Here is a 16,962-nt window from a genome sequence, read left to right as displayed (position 1 = left end):
GTCGTACGCCTGACATGACGGGCGATGCTACCACCTGAGCGCCACCGCTTTGCCGGACGCGGTGTGCGAGGGCCATCCCGCGCGGGCCGGGGCGGCCGACGTCGGCACCGGCCGAAACACCTCAGAACAGGCTCAGCGGATCGACCTGGAGACGAACCGGGTCGGCGGCCTTGCGGGCGGCGCGGGCACCGGCGGCCGAGTGCAGCGCCTCGGCGAGCGCGGCAGCTCGGGACCGGGGTACCCGCACCAGCATCCGTTCCCGGCCCTCCTCGGCCGGCACCGGCCCGAGCACCTCGGCGTCGGTCGGCAGCCGGGCCGCGGCGAGCAGGTCGGCCACCGCCTCGGCCGGGCCGGTGACGCTCGCCATCCGGACGGCCGGTGGGAAACCCAACTCCCGACGCTCGGCCAGCTCCCGGCCGGCGAACCAGGCGGCGTCCCAGCGCAGCAGCGCCTGCACCGGGGCGAGCGCGCCGTCGGCGACCACCACCACCCGGCCGGCCGGTGCCGGACGGGCCAGCGCAGCCGCCGCCAGCCAGCGCCGCAGCGCCTCCTCGCCGGCACGCAGGTCGGCCCGGGTCAGCAGGGCCCACGAGTCGAGCAGCAGCACCGCGCCGTAACCGCCCGCGGCGACCGGCTCGGCGCCGGGTGTGGTCACCACCAGGGCCGCCCCACCGGGTACGTCGGTCAGCACCTCCTCGCGCCCCGAGGTGCGTACCGGCACCCCGGGGAACGCCCGACCCAGCTCCTCGGCGGTCCGCCGGGCACCGGTCACCGCGGCCCGCAGCCGCCGCCCACCGCACTCCGGGCAGGCGTACGCGGCCGCCACCCGGGCGCACCACCGACAGGCCGGGATGCCACCGGCCGAGGGCAGCGCGAGCGGCCCCGAGCAGTGCGCGCAACGGGCCGGGGTGCGGCACTCGGCGCAGGAAATCGACGGCAGGTAGCCGCGTCGGGGCACCTGCACCAGCACCGGCAGGTCCTGCCGGAGGGCGTCGCGGGCGGCCGTCCAGGCCAGGCTGGGCAGCCGGGCGGTGGCGGCCCCGGGGTCACGGGCCAGCTGTGGGTCGTCGCCGGTCGGCGCGATGGCCGGGATCCGGGCCCGCACGGTGGCCCGGTCGGCGACCACCTCCCGAGCCCAGCCGGTCTCCAGCAGCAGCTGCGCCTCGGCGGTGCGGGCGTACCCGCCGACCAACGCACCGGCCTCGGCCAACTGGACGCGGGTGAGCAGCACATCGCGGGCGTGCGGGTACGGCGACCGGGGCTCGGAGTGCAGGTCGTCGCCGTCGTCCCAGATGGCGACGAGGCCGAGCCGGTCCACCGGGGCGAACATCGCCGCCCGGGTGCCGATCACCACCGGCACCTGCCCACGGCGGGCGGCGAGGAACGCCCGGTAGCGCCGGGCCGGCCCGAGGGCGGCCGAGAGGGTGACGTGCCGCCCCGGGCCGAGCACGGCGGTGAGCGCGGCGTCCAGCCGGTCCAGGTCGCGGGCGTCGGGCACCACGACCACCGCTCCGCGCCCACCGGCGACGGTGGCGGCCACCGCGTCGGCGTAGCGGGCCGCCCAGTCCTCGCCGGGCAACGCCGACCAGACCGCGCGGGGCGCCCGGCCGTCGGTGAGCGCCCGCAGCAGCGCCGGGCCCGTCGGGTAGTCCCCCCACCCACGCGGGTCGACCGCTGCGGCCCCGGGCGTGACCGCCAGGGTGGGCTGGTCGCCGCGCGGCTCCTTCTCGACCCGGGCGTGCCGGGGTGGAACGGCGAGCCGGAGCACGTCGGCGAGGCTGCCCGCGTACCGGTCGGCGACCGCGCGGGCCAGCCGGGCAATCTCGGGCGCCAGCACCGGCTCCGGTGAGACCACCTTCTCCAGGTACGCGAGCCGGCCGGTGTGCCCGGAGTCGTCGGCGCGCGACAGCAGCCACCCGTCGACGAGCTGCCCCGCGAAGCGCACCTTCACCCGGGTGCCGGGCACCGCCGCCTCGTCCAGCTCGGCGGGCACCAGGTAGTCGAACGGCCGGTCCAGATGCGCCAGCGGCACATCCACGCAGACGCGCGCGACCGGCGACCCATCCGCGGGTCGCCGGTCGCTACGCCTGGTGGCGGTCAGGCTCCCGCGGCCGACTTGAGGTCGGCGGCCCGGTCGGTGCTCTCCCAGGACAGGTCCGGCAGCTCGCGGCCGAAGTGGCCGTACGCGGCGGTCTGCTGGTAGATCGGGCGGAGCAGGTTGAGGTCCCGGATGATCGCGGCCGGACGCAGGTCGAACACCTCGGTGACGGCCTTCTCGATCGAGGAGACCGGCACGGTCTCGGTGCCGAACGTCTCGATGAACAGGCTCACCGGGTGGGCCTTGCCGATGGCGTAGGCGACCTGCGCCTCGCACCGCTCGGCCAGACCGGCGGCGACCACGTTCTTGGCGACCCAGCGCATCGCGTACGCGGCCGAGCGGTCCACCTTGGACGGATCCTTGCCGGAGAACGCGCCGCCGCCGTGGCGGGCGTACCCGCCGTACGTGTCGACGATGATCTTGCGGCCGGTCAGCCCGGCGTCACCCATCGGGCCACCGATCTCGAACCGGCCGGTCGGGTTGACCAGCAGCCGGTAGCCCTCGGTGTCCAGACCCAGGCTCTCCAGCTCCGGCGCGATCACGTGATCGCGCACGTCGGGAGTGAGCAGCGAGTCCAGCGAGATGTCCGCGGCGTGCTGGCTGGACACGACCACGGTGTTCAGCCGGACCGGGCGCAGCCCCTCGTACTCGATGGTCACCTGGGTCTTGCCGTCGGGCCGCAGGTAGGGAATCGTGCCGTCCTTGCGGACGGCGGCCAGGCGGCGCGCGAGCCGGTGGGCGAGGGCGATCGGCAGCGGCATCAGCTCGGGCGTCTCCGAGCAGGCGAAGCCGAACATCATGCCCTGGTCGCCGGCGCCCTGTGCGTCCAGTGCGCTCTCCGACGCCCCGGTACGCAGCTCGAAGGCGTTGTCCACGCCCTGCGCGATGTCCTCGGACTGGGCGCCGATGGAGACGCTGACGCCGCAGGACGCGCCGTCGAAGCCCTTCTTCGACGAGTCGTAGCCGATGTCGAGGATGGTCCGCCGGACGATGGTCGGGATGTCGGCGTACGCCTTGGTGGTCACCTCACCGGCGATGTGCACCTGGCCGGTGGTGATCATGGTTTCCACCGCGACCCGGCTGTGCGGATCCTCGGTCAGCAACGCGTCGAGGATGCCATCGCTGATCTGGTCGGCGATCTTGTCCGGGTGGCCTTCCGTGACCGATTCGGACGTGAAGAGGCGGCGTGTCACGGCACTCCTAAGCGTGTGAGGTCGTTCCGCGGCAGTCTAATCACCACTGCGGCCGGTGTATGGCCCGGTCGCGCTCCGTTCCACCCGTCAGGAGCGGCGGCCCGGCAGTCGCGCCACGACGAGATCCCAGACGGCGTCGGCCACCGCGTCCTTGGCCTGCTCGGGCAGCCGGCTGACCGAGCCGTCAGCGCCGATGACCGTCACCGTGTTGGTGTCGGTACCGAAGACCAGATCGGGACCGACCTCGTTGACCACGATCAGGTCGGCCCGCTTCCGGGCGAGTTTCGCTCGGCCGTTGGCCTCGGCGTCGCCGGTCTCGGCGGCGAACACCACGAGCAGTTGCTCCGGTCGCTTGCGCTGGCCGAGCTCCGCTGCGATGTCCGGGTTCGTGACGAGCTCGATGGTGGGTGCGACGCCGTCGTCCGACTTCTTGATTTTGCCAGCCGCGTACGTCGCCGGCCGGAAATCGGCCGGAGCCGCCGCCATCACCACGGCGTCAGCCTCGACGGCGGCCTTCAGCGTCGCCTCCCGCAACTCGGCGGTGGTGCCGACCCGGACCAGGTCGACGCCGGCGGGGTCGGCGAGGGAGACGTTTGCCGCGATCAGGGTGACCCGGGCACCCCGGGCGACCGCGGCGCGGGCGAACGCGTACCCCTGTTTGCCCGAGGAGCGGTTGCCCAGGAAGCGGACCGGGTCCAGTGGCTCCCGGGTGCCGCCGGCGGTGACGACCACCCGGCGACCGGCCAGGTCGGCCGGGGCGGAGTCACCCCGGGCCAGGAGCCGACGGGCGACAGCGAAGATCTCCGCCGGGTCGGGCAGCCGACCCTTGCCGGTGTCGGCGCCGGTGAGTCGCCCGACGGCGGGCTCGATGACCCGCACACCCCGGGAGCGCAGCGTGGCGACGTTGGCCACGGTGGCCGGGTGCTCCCACATCTCGGTGTGCATGGCCGGCGCCAGCAGCACCGGGCAGCGGGCGGTCAGCAGCGTGTTGGTCAGCAGGTCGTCGGCGAGCCCGTGTGCGGCCTTGGCGAGCAGGTCGGTGGTGGTCGGCGCGACCACCACCAGGTCGGCCCGCTTACCGAGCCGGACGTGCGGCACCTCGTGGACGTCGGTCCAGACGTCGTCGGCGACCGGTTGCCCGGAGAGCGCCGCCCAGGTCGGCGCCCCGACGAACCGGAGCGCCGACGCGGTGGGCACGACCCGGACCTGGTGACCCGATTCGGTGAAGAGTCGCAGCAGCTCACACGCCTTGTAGGCAGCGATGCCGCCGCCGACACCGAGGACGATCGAGGCGGACATCGGCCGGTGAGTGGTTACGGCTGGTCGGTCGGCTCGGCGGTGAGCAGACCCGCGTTGATCTCGCGCATGGCGATGGAGAGGGGCTTCTCCTGCGGGGTGGTCTCGACGAGCGGGCCGACGTACTCCAGCAGGCCCTCGCCGAGCTGGCTGTAGTAGGCGTTGACCTGGCGCGCGCGCTTGGCGGCGAAGATGACCAGCGCGTACTTCGACGTCGTCTTCTCGAGGAGCTCGTCGATCGGCGGGTTGGTGATGCCTTCGGGGTTGGCGATGGATCCCACGAATTAACCTCTGCGTCTTTCGAGCCGCGCGGACGCGGTGCTGAGTCTCAACGGCCGGCGCTCAGCCGCGCAGCACGCGCGACCAGGCCGGGTCCGGATAAGAAGAACCGAGTAAGCCTACCAGCTCGTCGACCACCCGCTCGGTGCGGTCGTGGGTCAGCGTGTGCTCGACGGCGGCCGCCACGCTGGCGTCGGGTTCGTACCCGGGTGGGCTCAGCAGCACCAGCCGGGCATCGGGCAGGCGCGCACCCACCTGCGCGGCGCCGCGCAGGTCGAGCGGGAGCAGCGCCGGTTGCCCGGCGTCGAGCCGGGCGCGCAGCGGTGGGTACGGAGTGCCCCGGCGGTAGGCACCGACCCGGGACCACTCCAACAGCTCGCCGCCGGCGAGCCGGCGATCGAACTCGGCGGGGGCGAGGAAAACACGGTCTTCCCCGTCGATCTCCGCCTCCCGGCGCGGCCGGGTGGTTGCCGGCACCGGGATCCACACGGACGGAGAACGCGCCCGGACCAACTCGACGACACTCTCCCTGCCGGAACCCGAAGGTCCAGCCAGGACAGTGAGCCGAGCAGCCGGGCGCGCCTCGTCATCCGTGCTCACTGCTTGTTTCTACACGCTGCCAGGTTCAGTTGGCGGCGAACTCTCCAAGCAGTGCCTTGCGCTGCTGCTCGCCGAGGCCACGCAGGCGACGGCTGTCGGCGATCTTGAGCTTCTCCATGATCTGGGTCGCCCGGATCTTGCCGATACCCGGCATGGCCTGCAGGACGGCCGACACCTTGAGCTTACCGACGACGTCGTCGCTCTCGGCGCGCTCGAGGACGGCACCGAGAGTGGTCTTGCCCTGCTTGAGCTGCTCCTTCAGCTGAGCACGGGCCTTGCGGATCTCCGCGGCCTTCTCGAGCGCGGCAGCGCGTTGTTCGGGGGTCAGTGACGGGAGCGGCACCAGTTCTCCTCAGGTCCCTATCGCGGCGGGCGGGGCGCACCGCCGCATCTGTGAAACGTGGTGTCGCTGTGAACCAAGGGGTCCATGGTTCCCAGCGCGGGGAAAACTAGCGGCCAACGGAGCTTTCGGCAACGTGGGGGCCGCATGATCACCGTAAGGTGACCGACCCGTCAGTCAGTCACCGGGCAGGCAGAACGGCCCGGCAGTCGACCAGGACGCGGTCCGCGGCGGCGCGCAGGGCGGCGACATCGGGCCCGGCCGAGAGCACCTCCCGGGAGTACGACGGGAGCACCGAGGCGAGGCTCGAACCGAAGACGGTACGCAGATCGGCCGCACCCGCACCCTGTGCGCCGAGCCCTGGGGCGAGCAGTGGACCCCCCACTCCGGAGAGGTCGTGACCGGTGTCGCCGATGGTCGCGCCGACCACCAACCCGAAGCTCCCGAGCGGGGTCGCACCCCTGTTGAGCTGCGAAATCTCGTCGATCACGGTTTGCGCCACGGTGCGGCCGTCGGCCGTGCGGGCCCGCTGCACGGCCGCGCCCTCGGGGTTGGAGGTGAGCGCCAACACGAACACACCGCCGCCGTGCTCGGCGGCAAGTTCGAACATCGGGGCCAGCGAACCTACTCCCAGGTAGGGGCTCGCGGTGACCGCGTCGACATACATGGGGCTGGATGGATCGAGGTACGCGGAGGCGTACGCGCTCACCGTCGAGCCGATGTCGCCGCGCTTGACGTCGAGGAGAACGAGCGAGCCGGCATCCCGTAACTGTCGGATAGTTGACTCAAGAATCTCCACTCCGCGGGATCCGAACCGCTCGAAAAAGGCCGACTGAGGCTTCACCACCGCAACCCGGTCACCGAGGGCCTCGACGACCGTCCGCGTGAAACTGTCCAACCCGTGGACGTCGTCCGTGAGGCCCCAGCGGGCCAGCAGACCGGGATGCGGGTCGATGCCCACACAGAGCGGCCCCCGCTCGCTCATCGCCCGGTGCAGCCGGGTTCCGAAGCTCTCCATCCGGTACTCCCTCTCTCCTGCCGGGCGGCGGGCCGCCTCCCGGGTGTCCGTTGACGACGGCGGCTCAGCCCGCCGCCACCGCCGCCGCCACCCCGGCCGTGATCCGGGCCAGGTCGGCGTCGTCGGTGACGTACGGCGGCATCGTGTAGACCAGGTCGCGGAACGGACGCAGCCACACCCCGTGGTCCACCGCCGCCGCGGTGGCCGCGCCCAGGTCGACCTCGTGGTCGAGTTGGACCACCCCGATCGCGCCGAGCACCCGCACGTCGGCCACGCCCGGCGTACCGCGCAGGGGCTCCAGGCCGGCGCGCAGGCCGGCGCCGACCCTGGCGACCTGTCCGGCCCAGTCTCCGGCCCGCAGCAGGCCGATGGAGGCGTTCGCCACCGCGCAGGCCAACGGGTTGCCCATGAACGTCGGTCCGTGCGCCAGCACGCCGGCGGCGGAGATGCCCCGGGCGACCTCCGGGGTGCACAGGGTCGCCGCGAGCGTCAGGTAACCGCCGGTGAGGGCCTTGCCCAGGCACAGCACGTCCGGCGTCACCCCGGCGTGCTCGGCGGCGAACAGCTCGCCGGTACGGCCGAACCCGGTGGCGATCTCGTCGAAGATCAGCAGAATCCCGTGCGCACGGGTCACCTCGCGCAGCACCCGCAGGTAACCCGGGTGGTGGAAACGCATCCCCCCGGCGCCCTGGACGACGGGCTCGACGATCACCGCGGCCAGTTCGTCGGCGTGCCGCTCGACGGTCCGCACCAACGCCGCCACGTACGCGTCGTCGGGTGGGTCGTCGAAGCCGCCGGGTGGGACCGGGGCGAACACCTGCCGGGGCAGCACGTCGCCCCAGAGGTGGTGCATGCCGCCCTCCGGGTCGCAGACGCTCATCGGGTGGAACGTGTCGCCGTGGTAGCCGCCCCGCCAGGTCGCCAACCTGCGCCGCTGCGGCCGACCGACGGCCCGCTGGTACTGCAGGCACATCTTCACCGCCACCTCGACGCTGACCGAGCCGGAGTCGGCCAGGAACACGTGCTCCAGGCCCTCCGGGGTCAGCTCGACCAGGGTCTGGGCGAGCCGTACGGCGGGCTCGTGGGTGAGCCCGCCGAACATCACGTGGCTCATCCGGCCCAGTTGGTCGGTCACCGCCGCGTCCAGCACCGGGTGCCGGTAGCCGTGGATCGCCGCCCACCAGGACGACATGGCGTCCACCAGCTCCCGCCCGTCGGCCAACCGCAGCCGCACCCCCGCGGCGCTCTCCACCACGTACGGCGGGTTCGTCGGCGGCAGCGCGGCGTACGGATGCCAGACGTGCGCCCGATCGGCGGTCAGGATCTCCTCGGGTGTCACACGTACTCCTCTGCGCCTCAAGCGGTCCGGACGGCGGACGTCCGGCAGCGGGGTCCAACCCCTCCTCCACCACCACCAGCACCACCACGGCCGCCTTTGCTCTGCACCCGCGGATGCGACACCCGGTGGCCGGGCGTCGCGCTCCGGGTGGTGCAGCCACGGGTGCAGAGCAAAGGGGCAACAGTGGGCATGTGCTCCTCGGCCCGGCGCGGACCCGGCATCCGGCCGCGCCGGGCCAGCACCGGGCCGGAGGCGCTCACCGTCCCGCGACGGGGTCCGGTGCCTGCGACGTGGCAGTCGCGCGGGCGGCGGCGCGGGCTGCGGCGCGGACCAGGGCCGGACCCCGGTAGATGAAGCCGGTGTAGAGCTGCACCAGGGCGGCGCCGGCGTCGAACATCCGCGCCGCGTCGTCCGGGTCCAGCACACCGCCGACACCGATGACCGGCAGCCGGCCACCGGTCTCGGAGTGGACGAAGTCGACCACCTCCCGAGCCCTCCCGGTGAGCGGCCGACCGGAGAGACCACCCGGCTGGGCGCCGCGTTCGGCGTCCACAGTGGCCAGCCCGGCACGCGACAGCGTGGTGTTGGTGGCGATCACCCCGGCGGCCCCACGGGCCAGGCAGACCTCCAGCAACTCGGCGATCGCCGCCTCGGTCAGATCGGGCGCGATCTTGACCAGCACCGGCTTCTCCCCCACCAGCGCGCCGAGCAGCGCGTCCAGGTGGGCACGGTCCTGCAACGAGCGCAGCCCTGGAGTGTTCGGTGAGGACACGTTGACCGCGAAGTAGTCGCCGTGGCCGCGAAGCGCCCGGTACGAGGCGAGGTAGTCCTCGACCGCCTCGTCGAGCGGGGTCACCTTGGACTTGCCCAGCGAGATGCCCAGCGGTACCCCGAGCGGGCGGGGCAGCGCCGCCAGCCGGGCCGCCAGCGCGGCGGCCCCGGCATTGTTGAAGCCCATCCGGTTGACCACGGCCTCGCTGGCCGGCAGACGGAACAGCCGTGGCCGTGGGTTGCCCGGCTGGGCGTGCGCCGTGACCGTGCCGACCTCGACGAAACCGAAGCCGAGGGCCGGCCAGGCCGGCAGCGCCGCGCCGTCCTTGTCCATTCCCGCGGCCAGCCCGACCGGGTTGGGGAAGCGCACCCCGAACACCGTGCGCGGCGCGTCGACCGCGTAGCGGGCCCGCAGCGCCGCCAGCGCCACCGGACGCCGCGACAGCGCGCTCAACCGCCGCAGTGTCCACTCGTGCGCCACCTCGGCGTCCCCACCCCCGAGCCGGAACAACTGGGGCCGTACCACCCGCTCGAACAGGGTCACTGGGCCGCCCGCAGGGTGGCGTGCAGGTCCTGCAGGGGGCGGACCTGCATGTCACCGCGGATCCGCGCCTCGATGCCCATCACGGCCGCGGCGGCGCCGGGAACCGTGGTGATGCAGGGGATGTCGGCGGTGACCGCCGCGCTGCGGATCTCGTAGCCGTCGGAGCGGGCACTGGCACCCGAGCCCTGCGGCGTGTTGATCACCAGGGCCACCTGGCCGCCACCGATCAGCGACACCGCGTCGTCACCCTCGCCAGCCTGGTAGTGCTTGCGGATCTGCTCACAGGCGATGCCGTGTCGACGCAGCACCTCGGCCGTGCCGGCGGTCGCCACGATCTCGAAGCCCAGATCGGCCAGCCGCTTGATCGGGAAGATCATGCCGCGCTTGTCGCGGTTCGCCACCGAAACGAAGATCTTCCCCTCGGTCGGCAACGAGCCGTACGCGGCCGACTGGCTCTTGGCGAAGGCGTGCCCGAAGTTCGTGTCGATGCCCATCACCTCGCCTGTCGACTTCATCTCCGGCCCGAGCAGCGAGTCGATGCCCTTGCCGGCCCGGGTGCGGAAGCGCTTGAACGGCAGCACCGCCTCCTTGACCGCGACCGGCGCGTCGGCGGGCATCGTGCCCCCGTCCCCGGTCGCCGGCAACAGGCCCTCGGCCCGCAGCTCGGCGATGCGCGCGCCGAGGGCGATCCGGGCCGCCGCCTTGGCCAGCGGCACCGCCGTCGCCTTGGAGACGAACGGCACGGTCCGCGACGCCCGCGGGTTGGCCTCCAGCACGTAGAGCACGTCGTCCTTGAGCGCGTACTGCACGTTGAGCAGGCCCCGGACGCCGACGCCACGGGCGATGGCCTCGGTGTAGCGGCGTACCTCGGCCAGGTGCGAGCCCGCGAGGGTGATCGGCGGGAGCGCGCAGGATGAGTCGCCGGAGTGGATGCCGGCCTCCTCGATGTGCTCCATCACGCCGCCGATGTAGACCTCGCCGTCGGCGTCGCACAGCGCGTCCACGTCGATCTCGATGGCGTCGTCGAGGAACCGGTCCACCAGCACCGGGTGATCCGGGGAGATGTCGGTGGCCCGACCGATGTAGTCGCGCAGCGTCGGGTCGTCGTAGACGATCTCCATGCCCCGCCCGCCCAGCACGTACGACGGCCGGACCAGCACCGGGTAACCGATCTCGTCGGCGATCGTCTTGGCCTCGTCGTAGGACGTGGCCATGCCGTGCGCCGGCGCGCGCAGCCCGGCCCGGGCCAGCACCGCGCCGAACGCGCCGCGCTCCTCGGCCAGGTGGATCGACTCCGGGGAGGTGCCGACGATCGGCACACCGGCGTTCTTGAGCCGCTGCGCCAACCCCAGCGGGGTCTGCCCGCCGAGCTGCACGACCACCCCGACCACACCCGGCCCGCCGGCCGCCCGGCCGGACGAGTCCTCGGCGTGCCAGACCTCCAGCACGTCCTCGAAGGTCAACGGCTCGAAGTAGAGCCGGTCGGCGGTGTCGTAGTCGGTGGAGACCGTCTCCGGATTGCAGTTGACCATCACGGTCTCGTAACCGGCCGACCGCAACGCCTGCACGGCGTGCACACAGGAGTAGTCGAACTCGATGCCCTGCCCGATCCGGTTCGGGCCGGAGCCCAGGATCAGCACCTTCGGCCGGTCCGACGGCACGACCTCGGTCTCCAGGTCGTACGTCGAGTAGTGGTACGGCGTGGTCGCCTCGAACTCGGCAGCGCAGGTGTCCACCGTCTTGTAGACCGGGCGCACGTCGAGGCGGTGCCGCAGGGTCCGTACGCCGTCCTCGGCGGCCAGCTCCGGGCGCAGCGCGGCGAGCTGCCGGTCGGACAGACCGGCCCGCTTGGCCCGGTGCAGCAGCTCGGCGTCGAGCACCGGCGCGTCGACGATCTCGGCGCGCAGCTCGATCAGCGCGGCGATCTGGTCCAGGAACCACGGGTCGATCCCGCCGGACGCCTCGGCCACCTCGGCGATCGACGCCCCGAGGCGCAGCGCCCGCTCCACCGTGTACAGCCGGCCGTCGTGCGGGATCCGTAGCGCGGCGAGGGTGTCCGCCAGGGTGACGCCCGCCGGGTCCGGCACACTCCAGAAACCGGCCGACTTGGTTTCCATCGAGCGCATCGCCTTGTTCAGCGCCTCGGTGAAGTTACGCCCGAGACTCATCGCCTCACCCACCGACTTCATCGTGGTGGTCAGCTCCGGGTCCGCGCCGGGGAACTTCTCGAACGCGAACCGGGGGATCTTCACCACCACGTAGTCCAGGGTCGGCTCGAACGCCGCCGGGGTCTTCAACGTGATGTCGTTGGGGATCTCGTCGAGGGTGTAACCGATGGCCAGCTTCGCGGCGATCTTCGCGATCGGGAAGCCGGTCGCCTTGGAGGCCAGCGCCGAGGAGCGCGACACCCGCGGGTTCATCTCGATCACGACGATCCGGCCGTCGACCGGGTTGACCGCGAACTGGATGTTGCAGCCGCCGGTGTCCACCCCGACCTCGCGCAACACCGCGATGCCCAGGTCCCGCAGGCGCTGGTACTCCCGGTCGGTGAGCGTCATGGCCGGGGCCACGGTGACGCTGTCGCCGGTGTGCACACCCATCGGGTCGATGTTCTCGATCGAGCAGACGACCACCACGTTGTCGTGCCGGTCGCGCATCAGCTCGAGTTCGTACTCCTTCCAGCCGAGCACGCTCTCCTCGATGAGCACCTCGTGCACCGGGCTGGCGGCCAGGCCGTCGCCGGCGATGCGGGCCAGGTCCTCCGGGGTGTGCGCCATGCCGGAGCCCAGGCCGCCCATGGTGAACGACGGCCGGATCACCACCGGCAGACCCAGCTCGGCGACTGTCGCCTCGACCTCGTCCATCGAGTGGCAGACCCGGGAGCGGGGCACCAAACCGGTCGGGTCCTCGACGCCCAGGCGTACGCCGGCCTTCGCCACGATCTCCTTGAACAGCTGCCGGTCCTCGCCCCGGTTGATGGCGTCGATGTTCGCGCCGATCAACTCCACGTTGTACTTCTCCAGGACGCCGGCCTCGTGCAGGGCGACTGCCGTGTTCAGCGCGGTCTGCCCACCGAGGGTCGCCAGGATGGCGTCCGGGCGCTCCTTGGCGATGACCAACTCCACGAACTCCGGGGTGATCGGCTCGACGTACGTCGCGTCGGCGAACTCCGGGTCCGTCATGATCGTCGCCGGGTTGGAGTTGACCAGGCTGACCCGGATCCCCTCACTGCGCAGCACCCGGCACGCCTGGGTGCCGGAGTAGTCGAACTCGCAGGCCTGCCCGATGACGATCGGCCCGGAGCCGATCACGAGGATGTGCTTGAGATCGGTCCGCTTAGGCATTGCTGCGCCCCTCGATCAGATCGGCGAAACGGTCGAAGAGGTAGTCCGCGTCGTGCGGGCCGGCCGCCGCCTCCGGGTGGTACTGGACGGTGAAGGCGGGCACGTCCACGGCCCGCAGCCCTTCGACCACGTTGTCATTGAGGCAGACGTGCGACACCCGGACACCACCGAAGTCGGTGTCGATCACCTGGTCGGGAACCAGCGCGCCAGCACCCGCGCCCGGCACCTTGACCGCGAAGCCGTGGTTGTGGCTTGTCACCTCGACCTTGCCGGTGGCCCGGTCGAGCACCGGCTGGTTGATGCCCCGGTGGCCGTAGCCCAGCTTGTAGGTGCCGAAGCCGAGCGCCCGGCCGAGGATCTGGCTGCCGAAGCAGATGCCGAACAGCGGCACCTGCCGCCGCAGCGCCTCCCGGGCCAGCGCCACCGGGGCGTCGGCCGTGGCCGGGTCGCCCGGGCCGGGCGACAGGAAGATCGCGTCGGCGCCGGTGGCGAGCAACTGCTCGATGCTCGACGAGGCGGGCAGCACGTGGGTGGTCACCCCGCGGGTGGCCAGCCGGCGCGGCACGTTGCGCTTGATGCCCAGGTCCAGTGCCGCAACGGTGAACCGGTGCTCGCCGAGAGCCTCGACGACGTACGGCTCGGCGGTGCTCACCTCGGCGGACAGGTCCGCGCCGACCATCTGCGGTGCCTGACGGACCCGGGCCAGCAGGCTCTGCGGGTCGTTGTCGATGCTGGAGATGCCCACCCGCATGGCGCCCCGCTCGCGCAGGTGCCGGGTCAGCGCCCGGGTGTCCACCCCGCTGATGCCCACCACACCCTCGGTGGCGAGGCGGTCCTCGAGACCACCGGTGGCGCGCCAGTTCGAGCCGATCCGGGCCGGGTCGCGGACGACGTAACCCGCCACCCAGATCCGGCCGGACTCGTCGTCCTCGCCGTTGACGCCGGTGTTGCCGATGTGCGGGGCGGTCTGCACCACCACCTGCCGGTGGTAGGACGGGTCGGTCAGGGTCTCCTGGTAACCGGTCATGCCGGTGTTGAAGACCGCCTCGCCGAAGGTCTCCCCGACGCTGCCGTACGCCTCACCGGGGAACGTGCGCCCGTCCTCGAGCACCAGGATTGCGGGTCTGCGCTTGACCATTACTTGACAGCCTTTCCGTCCAGGACCGTCGGCTCGCCACGCAGGAAGGTCGCCACGATGCGACCCGGCAGCGTCATGCGGGCGTACGGGGTGTTGCGACTGCGACTGGCCAGCTCCGCCGGGTCGATGGTGCGGCGCTCGGCCGGGTCGATCAGGGTCAGATTGGCCGGCACACCCGGCGCCGGGTCGACGCCGTGCCCGGTGAGCCCGGCGATCCGGGCGGGGGTGCGCGACATCCGCTCCGCGATCAGATCCCACTGCGGGCCGAGCACGTCCAGCGCGATGGAGAGGGCCGTCTCCAGGCCGAGCATCCCCGGCCGGGCGTACGCCCACTCGCACTCCTTGTCCTCCACGGCGTGCGGGGCGTGGTCGGTGGCGACCACGTCGATCACCCCGTCGGCGAGGGCGGCACGCAACGCGGCGACGTCCGCGGCCGTCCGCAGCGGCGGGTTCACCTTGAAGACCGGGTCGTAAACTCCGGCTGGGCTCCAGTTGTTCGCGAGTGCGGGGCTCGCAAGCTCACTCCTCCCGCTCACGACTTCGTCGGTGAGCAGCAGGTGGTGCGGGGTCACCTCGGCGGTGACGCGTACCCCGCGGGCCTTTGCCTGGCGCAGCACCTCGACGCTGCCGGCGGTGGAGACGTGGCAGACGTGCAGTCGGCTGCCCACGTGCTCGGCGAGCAGCACGTCCCGGGCGATGATCGCCTCCTCGGCGACCGCCGGCCAGCCGATCAGGCCGAGCCGGGTGGAGACCTCGCCCTCGTGCATCTGGGCGCCCTCGGTGAGCCGGGGCTCCTCGGCGTGCTGGGCGATGATCCCGTCGAACGCCTTCACGTACTCCAGGGCCCGGCGCATCAGCTTCGGGTCGGCGACGCAGTGCCCGTCGTCGGAGAAGATCCGCACCCGGGCCGCCGAGTCGGCCATCGCGCCCAGCTCGGCCAGGCGCTCGCCGGCCAGCCCGACGGTGACCGCGCCGATCGGCTGCACGTCGACAAGGCCGGCCTCCCGGCCGAGCCGCCAGACCTGCTCGACCACACCGGCGGTGTCCGCGACCGGGGAGGTGTTGGCCATCGCGCAGACCGCGGTGTAGCCACCGAGCGCCGCCGCGCGGGAACCGGACTCGACGGTCTCGGCGTCCTCCCGGCCGGGCTCGCGCAGGTGGGTGTGCAGGTCGACGAGGCCGGGCAGGGCGACCAGGCCGGTGCCGTCGACGACTGTGGCGTCCGGCGCGGACAGGCCGGGGCCGACCTCGGCCACCACGCCGTCGCGGATCAGCAGGTCGGTCGGCGCGGCGCCGACGACACTCACGCTGGTGATCAGGTACGCGCTCACCGGTTGTTCCCTCCGAGCAGCAGGTAAAGAACAGCCATCCGCACGGAGACCCCGTTGGTGACCTGTTCGACGATTGTGGAGCGGGGTGAGTCGGCGACCTCGGGGGTGATCTCCATCCCCCGGTTCATCGGGCCGGGGTGCATGACGATCGCGTGCTCGGGCAGCCGGCGCATCCGCGGGCCGTCCAGCCCGTAGCGGCGGGCGTACTCGCGCGCGGAGGGGAAGTAGGAGTCGTTCATCCGCTCCCGCTGCACCCGCAACATCATCACCACGTCGATGTTGGGCAGCACGGAGTCGAGGTCGTAGGAGACGTCGGTGCCGGGGGCGAGGGCTCCCGCGATGTCCACCGGGATGAGCGTCGGCGGGCCGACCAGGGTGACCTTGGCGCCGAGGGTGGAGAGCAGCAGCACGTTGGAGCGGGCCACCCGGGAGTGCAGCACGTCCCCGACCACCGCGACCGACAGGCCGGCGAGCCGGCCCAGCCGGGAGCGCATGGTGTACGCGTCCAGCAGCGCCTGGGTGGGGTGCTCGTGGGTGCCGTCGCCGGCGTTGACCACCGACCCGTCCACCCAGTTGGCCAGCCGGTGCGGCGCACCCGAGGCGGGGTGTCGGACGACCACCGCGTCCGCGCCCATGGCCTGCAGCGTCAACGCGGTGTCCTTCAGGCTCTCGCCCTTGGTGACGCTGGACCCCTTCGCGGAAAAATTGATCACGTCGGCGCTGAGCCGCTTCGCCGCCGCCTCGAAGGAGATCCGGGTACGGGTGGAGTCCTCGTAGAAGAGGTTCACCACGGTCCGGCCGCGCAGCGCGGGCAACTTCTTGATCTCCCGGCCGGCGACGGTGGCCATCTCGGCGGCGGTGTCCAGGATCTCGGTGGCGGTGTCGGCGTCCAGGTCGGCGCCGGAGAGCAAATGCTTGATCATGAGGCGGTTCCCCCGTACAGCTTGACCTCATCCGTCCCGTCGGTCTCGGCGAACGTCACCTTCACGCTCTCGGCGAGTGAGGTCGGGATGTTCTTGCCGACGTAGTCGGCACGGATCGGCAGCTCCCGGTGGCCACGGTCGACCAGGACGGCGAGCTGCACCGACGCCGGGCGGCCCACGTCGTTGAGCGCGTCGAGCGCGGCCCGGACGGTGCGGCCGGAGAAGAGCACGTCGTCGACGAGGATGACCCGCTTGCCGTCGATCCCGCCGGACGGCAGCTCGGTCGGGCCCACGGCGCGGGTGGCGTGCCGACGAAGGTCGTCGCGGTACAGGGTGATGTCGAGCACACCGACCGGAACGGCGACGTCCTCGAAGGTGCTGATCCGGTCGGCGAGCCGCCGGGCGAGGGGGGTGCCCCGGGTGGGAATCCCGAGCAGCACCGTGTTGGCGGCGCCCTGGGTCTTCTCCAGGATCTGGTGGGCGATGCGGTCGACCACGCGTTGCACGTCGGCGCTGGCGAGGATCACCTTCACCGAGGGTTGTCGCGGTGGCGACGGATGGGCAGCCGGTGGGTATGCCACGGCGGACCTCCTTCCCCGCCTCACGGGACGGGTCGTTAAAGGATGTCGGGCACCTCCGGCCGGACCGCGCAGCGGACCAGACCGGGGCTTCACGCCACGTTACCAGTGGTCACCGGGCCGATGGACGGCGGCCGCTGACCACCGGATCAGGACCAGGAAAAGGGGAT

At 72.3% G+C, this 16,962-nt stretch carries 14 protein-coding genes; all 14 read right to left on the bottom strand.

Annotated features, from left to right (window positions below):
• Nucleotides 1-121: 121 nt before the first annotated feature.
• The 14 genes from AB0B14_RS09090 to pyrR all read right to left on the bottom strand — a co-directional run bounded on the left by AB0B14_RS09090 (nt 122) and on the right by pyrR (nt 16,795).
• Nucleotides 122-2,101, bottom strand: a complete 1,980-nt coding sequence (locus AB0B14_RS09090) for a primosomal protein N' (RefSeq protein WP_357522108.1) — start codon at nt 2,099-2,101, stop codon at nt 122-124.
• Entirely contained in the window at nt 2,098-3,291 is a 1,194-nt protein-coding gene (gene metK, locus AB0B14_RS09085) for a methionine adenosyltransferase (protein WP_357069348.1), read from the bottom strand. The genes AB0B14_RS09090 and metK overlap by 4 nt, the downstream gene beginning before the upstream one ends.
• Nucleotides 3,292-3,378: 87 nt before the next feature.
• Nucleotides 3,379-4,590, bottom strand: coding sequence for a bifunctional phosphopantothenoylcysteine decarboxylase/phosphopantothenate--cysteine ligase CoaBC (gene coaBC, locus AB0B14_RS09080; protein WP_357522075.1), 1,212 nt, complete (start codon nt 4,588-4,590; stop codon nt 3,379-3,381).
• A gap of 14 nt (nt 4,591-4,604) precedes the next feature.
• Nucleotides 4,605-4,868 (bottom strand): DNA-directed RNA polymerase subunit omega, encoded by a 264-nt coding sequence (gene rpoZ, locus AB0B14_RS09075; protein ID WP_007075826.1) that lies wholly within the window; start codon nt 4,866-4,868, stop codon nt 4,605-4,607.
• Nucleotides 4,869-4,929: 61 nt separating this feature from the next.
• The gene (locus AB0B14_RS09070; RefSeq protein ID WP_357069344.1) at nt 4,930-5,466 is read right to left on the bottom strand and encodes a guanylate kinase; all 537 of its coding nucleotides are present in this window, start codon (nt 5,464-5,466) and stop codon (nt 4,930-4,932) included.
• A 25-nt stretch (nt 5,467-5,491) separates the two neighbouring features.
• On the bottom strand, nt 5,492-5,809 hold the full coding sequence (gene mihF, locus AB0B14_RS09065; protein WP_030335662.1) for an integration host factor, actinobacterial type: 318 nt from the start codon (nt 5,807-5,809) through the stop codon (nt 5,492-5,494).
• Between the two features lie 178 nt (nt 5,810-5,987).
• A complete protein-coding gene (gene pyrF / locus AB0B14_RS09060; protein WP_357069342.1) occupies nt 5,988-6,824 on the bottom strand; it encodes an orotidine-5'-phosphate decarboxylase in 837 nt (278 codons plus the stop codon).
• A 64-nt stretch (nt 6,825-6,888) separates the two neighbouring features.
• The gene (locus AB0B14_RS09055; protein WP_357069340.1) at nt 6,889-8,163 is read right to left on the bottom strand and encodes an adenosylmethionine--8-amino-7-oxononanoate transaminase; all 1,275 of its coding nucleotides are present in this window, start codon (nt 8,161-8,163) and stop codon (nt 6,889-6,891) included.
• Nucleotides 8,164-8,419: 256 nt separating this feature from the next.
• Entirely contained in the window at nt 8,420-9,478 is a 1,059-nt protein-coding gene (locus AB0B14_RS09050) for a quinone-dependent dihydroorotate dehydrogenase (RefSeq protein ID WP_357522073.1), read from the bottom strand.
• Nucleotides 9,475-12,822 carry a carbamoyl-phosphate synthase large subunit gene (carB, locus tag AB0B14_RS09045; protein ID WP_357522071.1) on the bottom strand — a complete coding sequence of 1,116 codons (3,348 nt, stop codon included), beginning with the start codon at nt 12,820-12,822 and terminating at the stop codon, nt 9,475-9,477. Before carB ends, AB0B14_RS09050 begins: the two co-directional genes overlap by 4 nt.
• A complete protein-coding gene (carA, locus tag AB0B14_RS09040) occupies nt 12,815-13,960 on the bottom strand; it encodes a glutamine-hydrolyzing carbamoyl-phosphate synthase small subunit (protein ID WP_357522069.1) in 1,146 nt (381 codons plus the stop codon). The genes carB and carA overlap by 8 nt, the downstream gene beginning before the upstream one ends.
• Nucleotides 13,960-15,291, bottom strand: coding sequence for a dihydroorotase (locus AB0B14_RS09035; RefSeq protein WP_357522067.1), 1,332 nt, complete (start codon nt 15,289-15,291; stop codon nt 13,960-13,962). The genes carA and AB0B14_RS09035 overlap by 1 nt, the downstream gene beginning before the upstream one ends.
• The gene (locus AB0B14_RS09030) at nt 15,288-16,214 is read right to left on the bottom strand and encodes an aspartate carbamoyltransferase catalytic subunit (protein ID WP_357069330.1); all 927 of its coding nucleotides are present in this window, start codon (nt 16,212-16,214) and stop codon (nt 15,288-15,290) included. The genes AB0B14_RS09035 and AB0B14_RS09030 overlap by 4 nt, the downstream gene beginning before the upstream one ends.
• The gene (gene pyrR / locus AB0B14_RS09025; RefSeq protein WP_357069328.1) at nt 16,211-16,795 is read right to left on the bottom strand and encodes a bifunctional pyr operon transcriptional regulator/uracil phosphoribosyltransferase PyrR; all 585 of its coding nucleotides are present in this window, start codon (nt 16,793-16,795) and stop codon (nt 16,211-16,213) included. Before pyrR ends, AB0B14_RS09030 begins: the two co-directional genes overlap by 4 nt.
• Nucleotides 16,796-16,962: the final 167 nt, after the last annotated feature.

This window comes from Micromonospora sp. NPDC049171, assembly GCF_040648275.1.
Classification (GTDB): Bacteria; Actinomycetota; Actinomycetes; order Mycobacteriales; family Micromonosporaceae; genus Micromonospora.
This window is presented reverse-complemented; position numbering and strand designations above follow the sequence as displayed.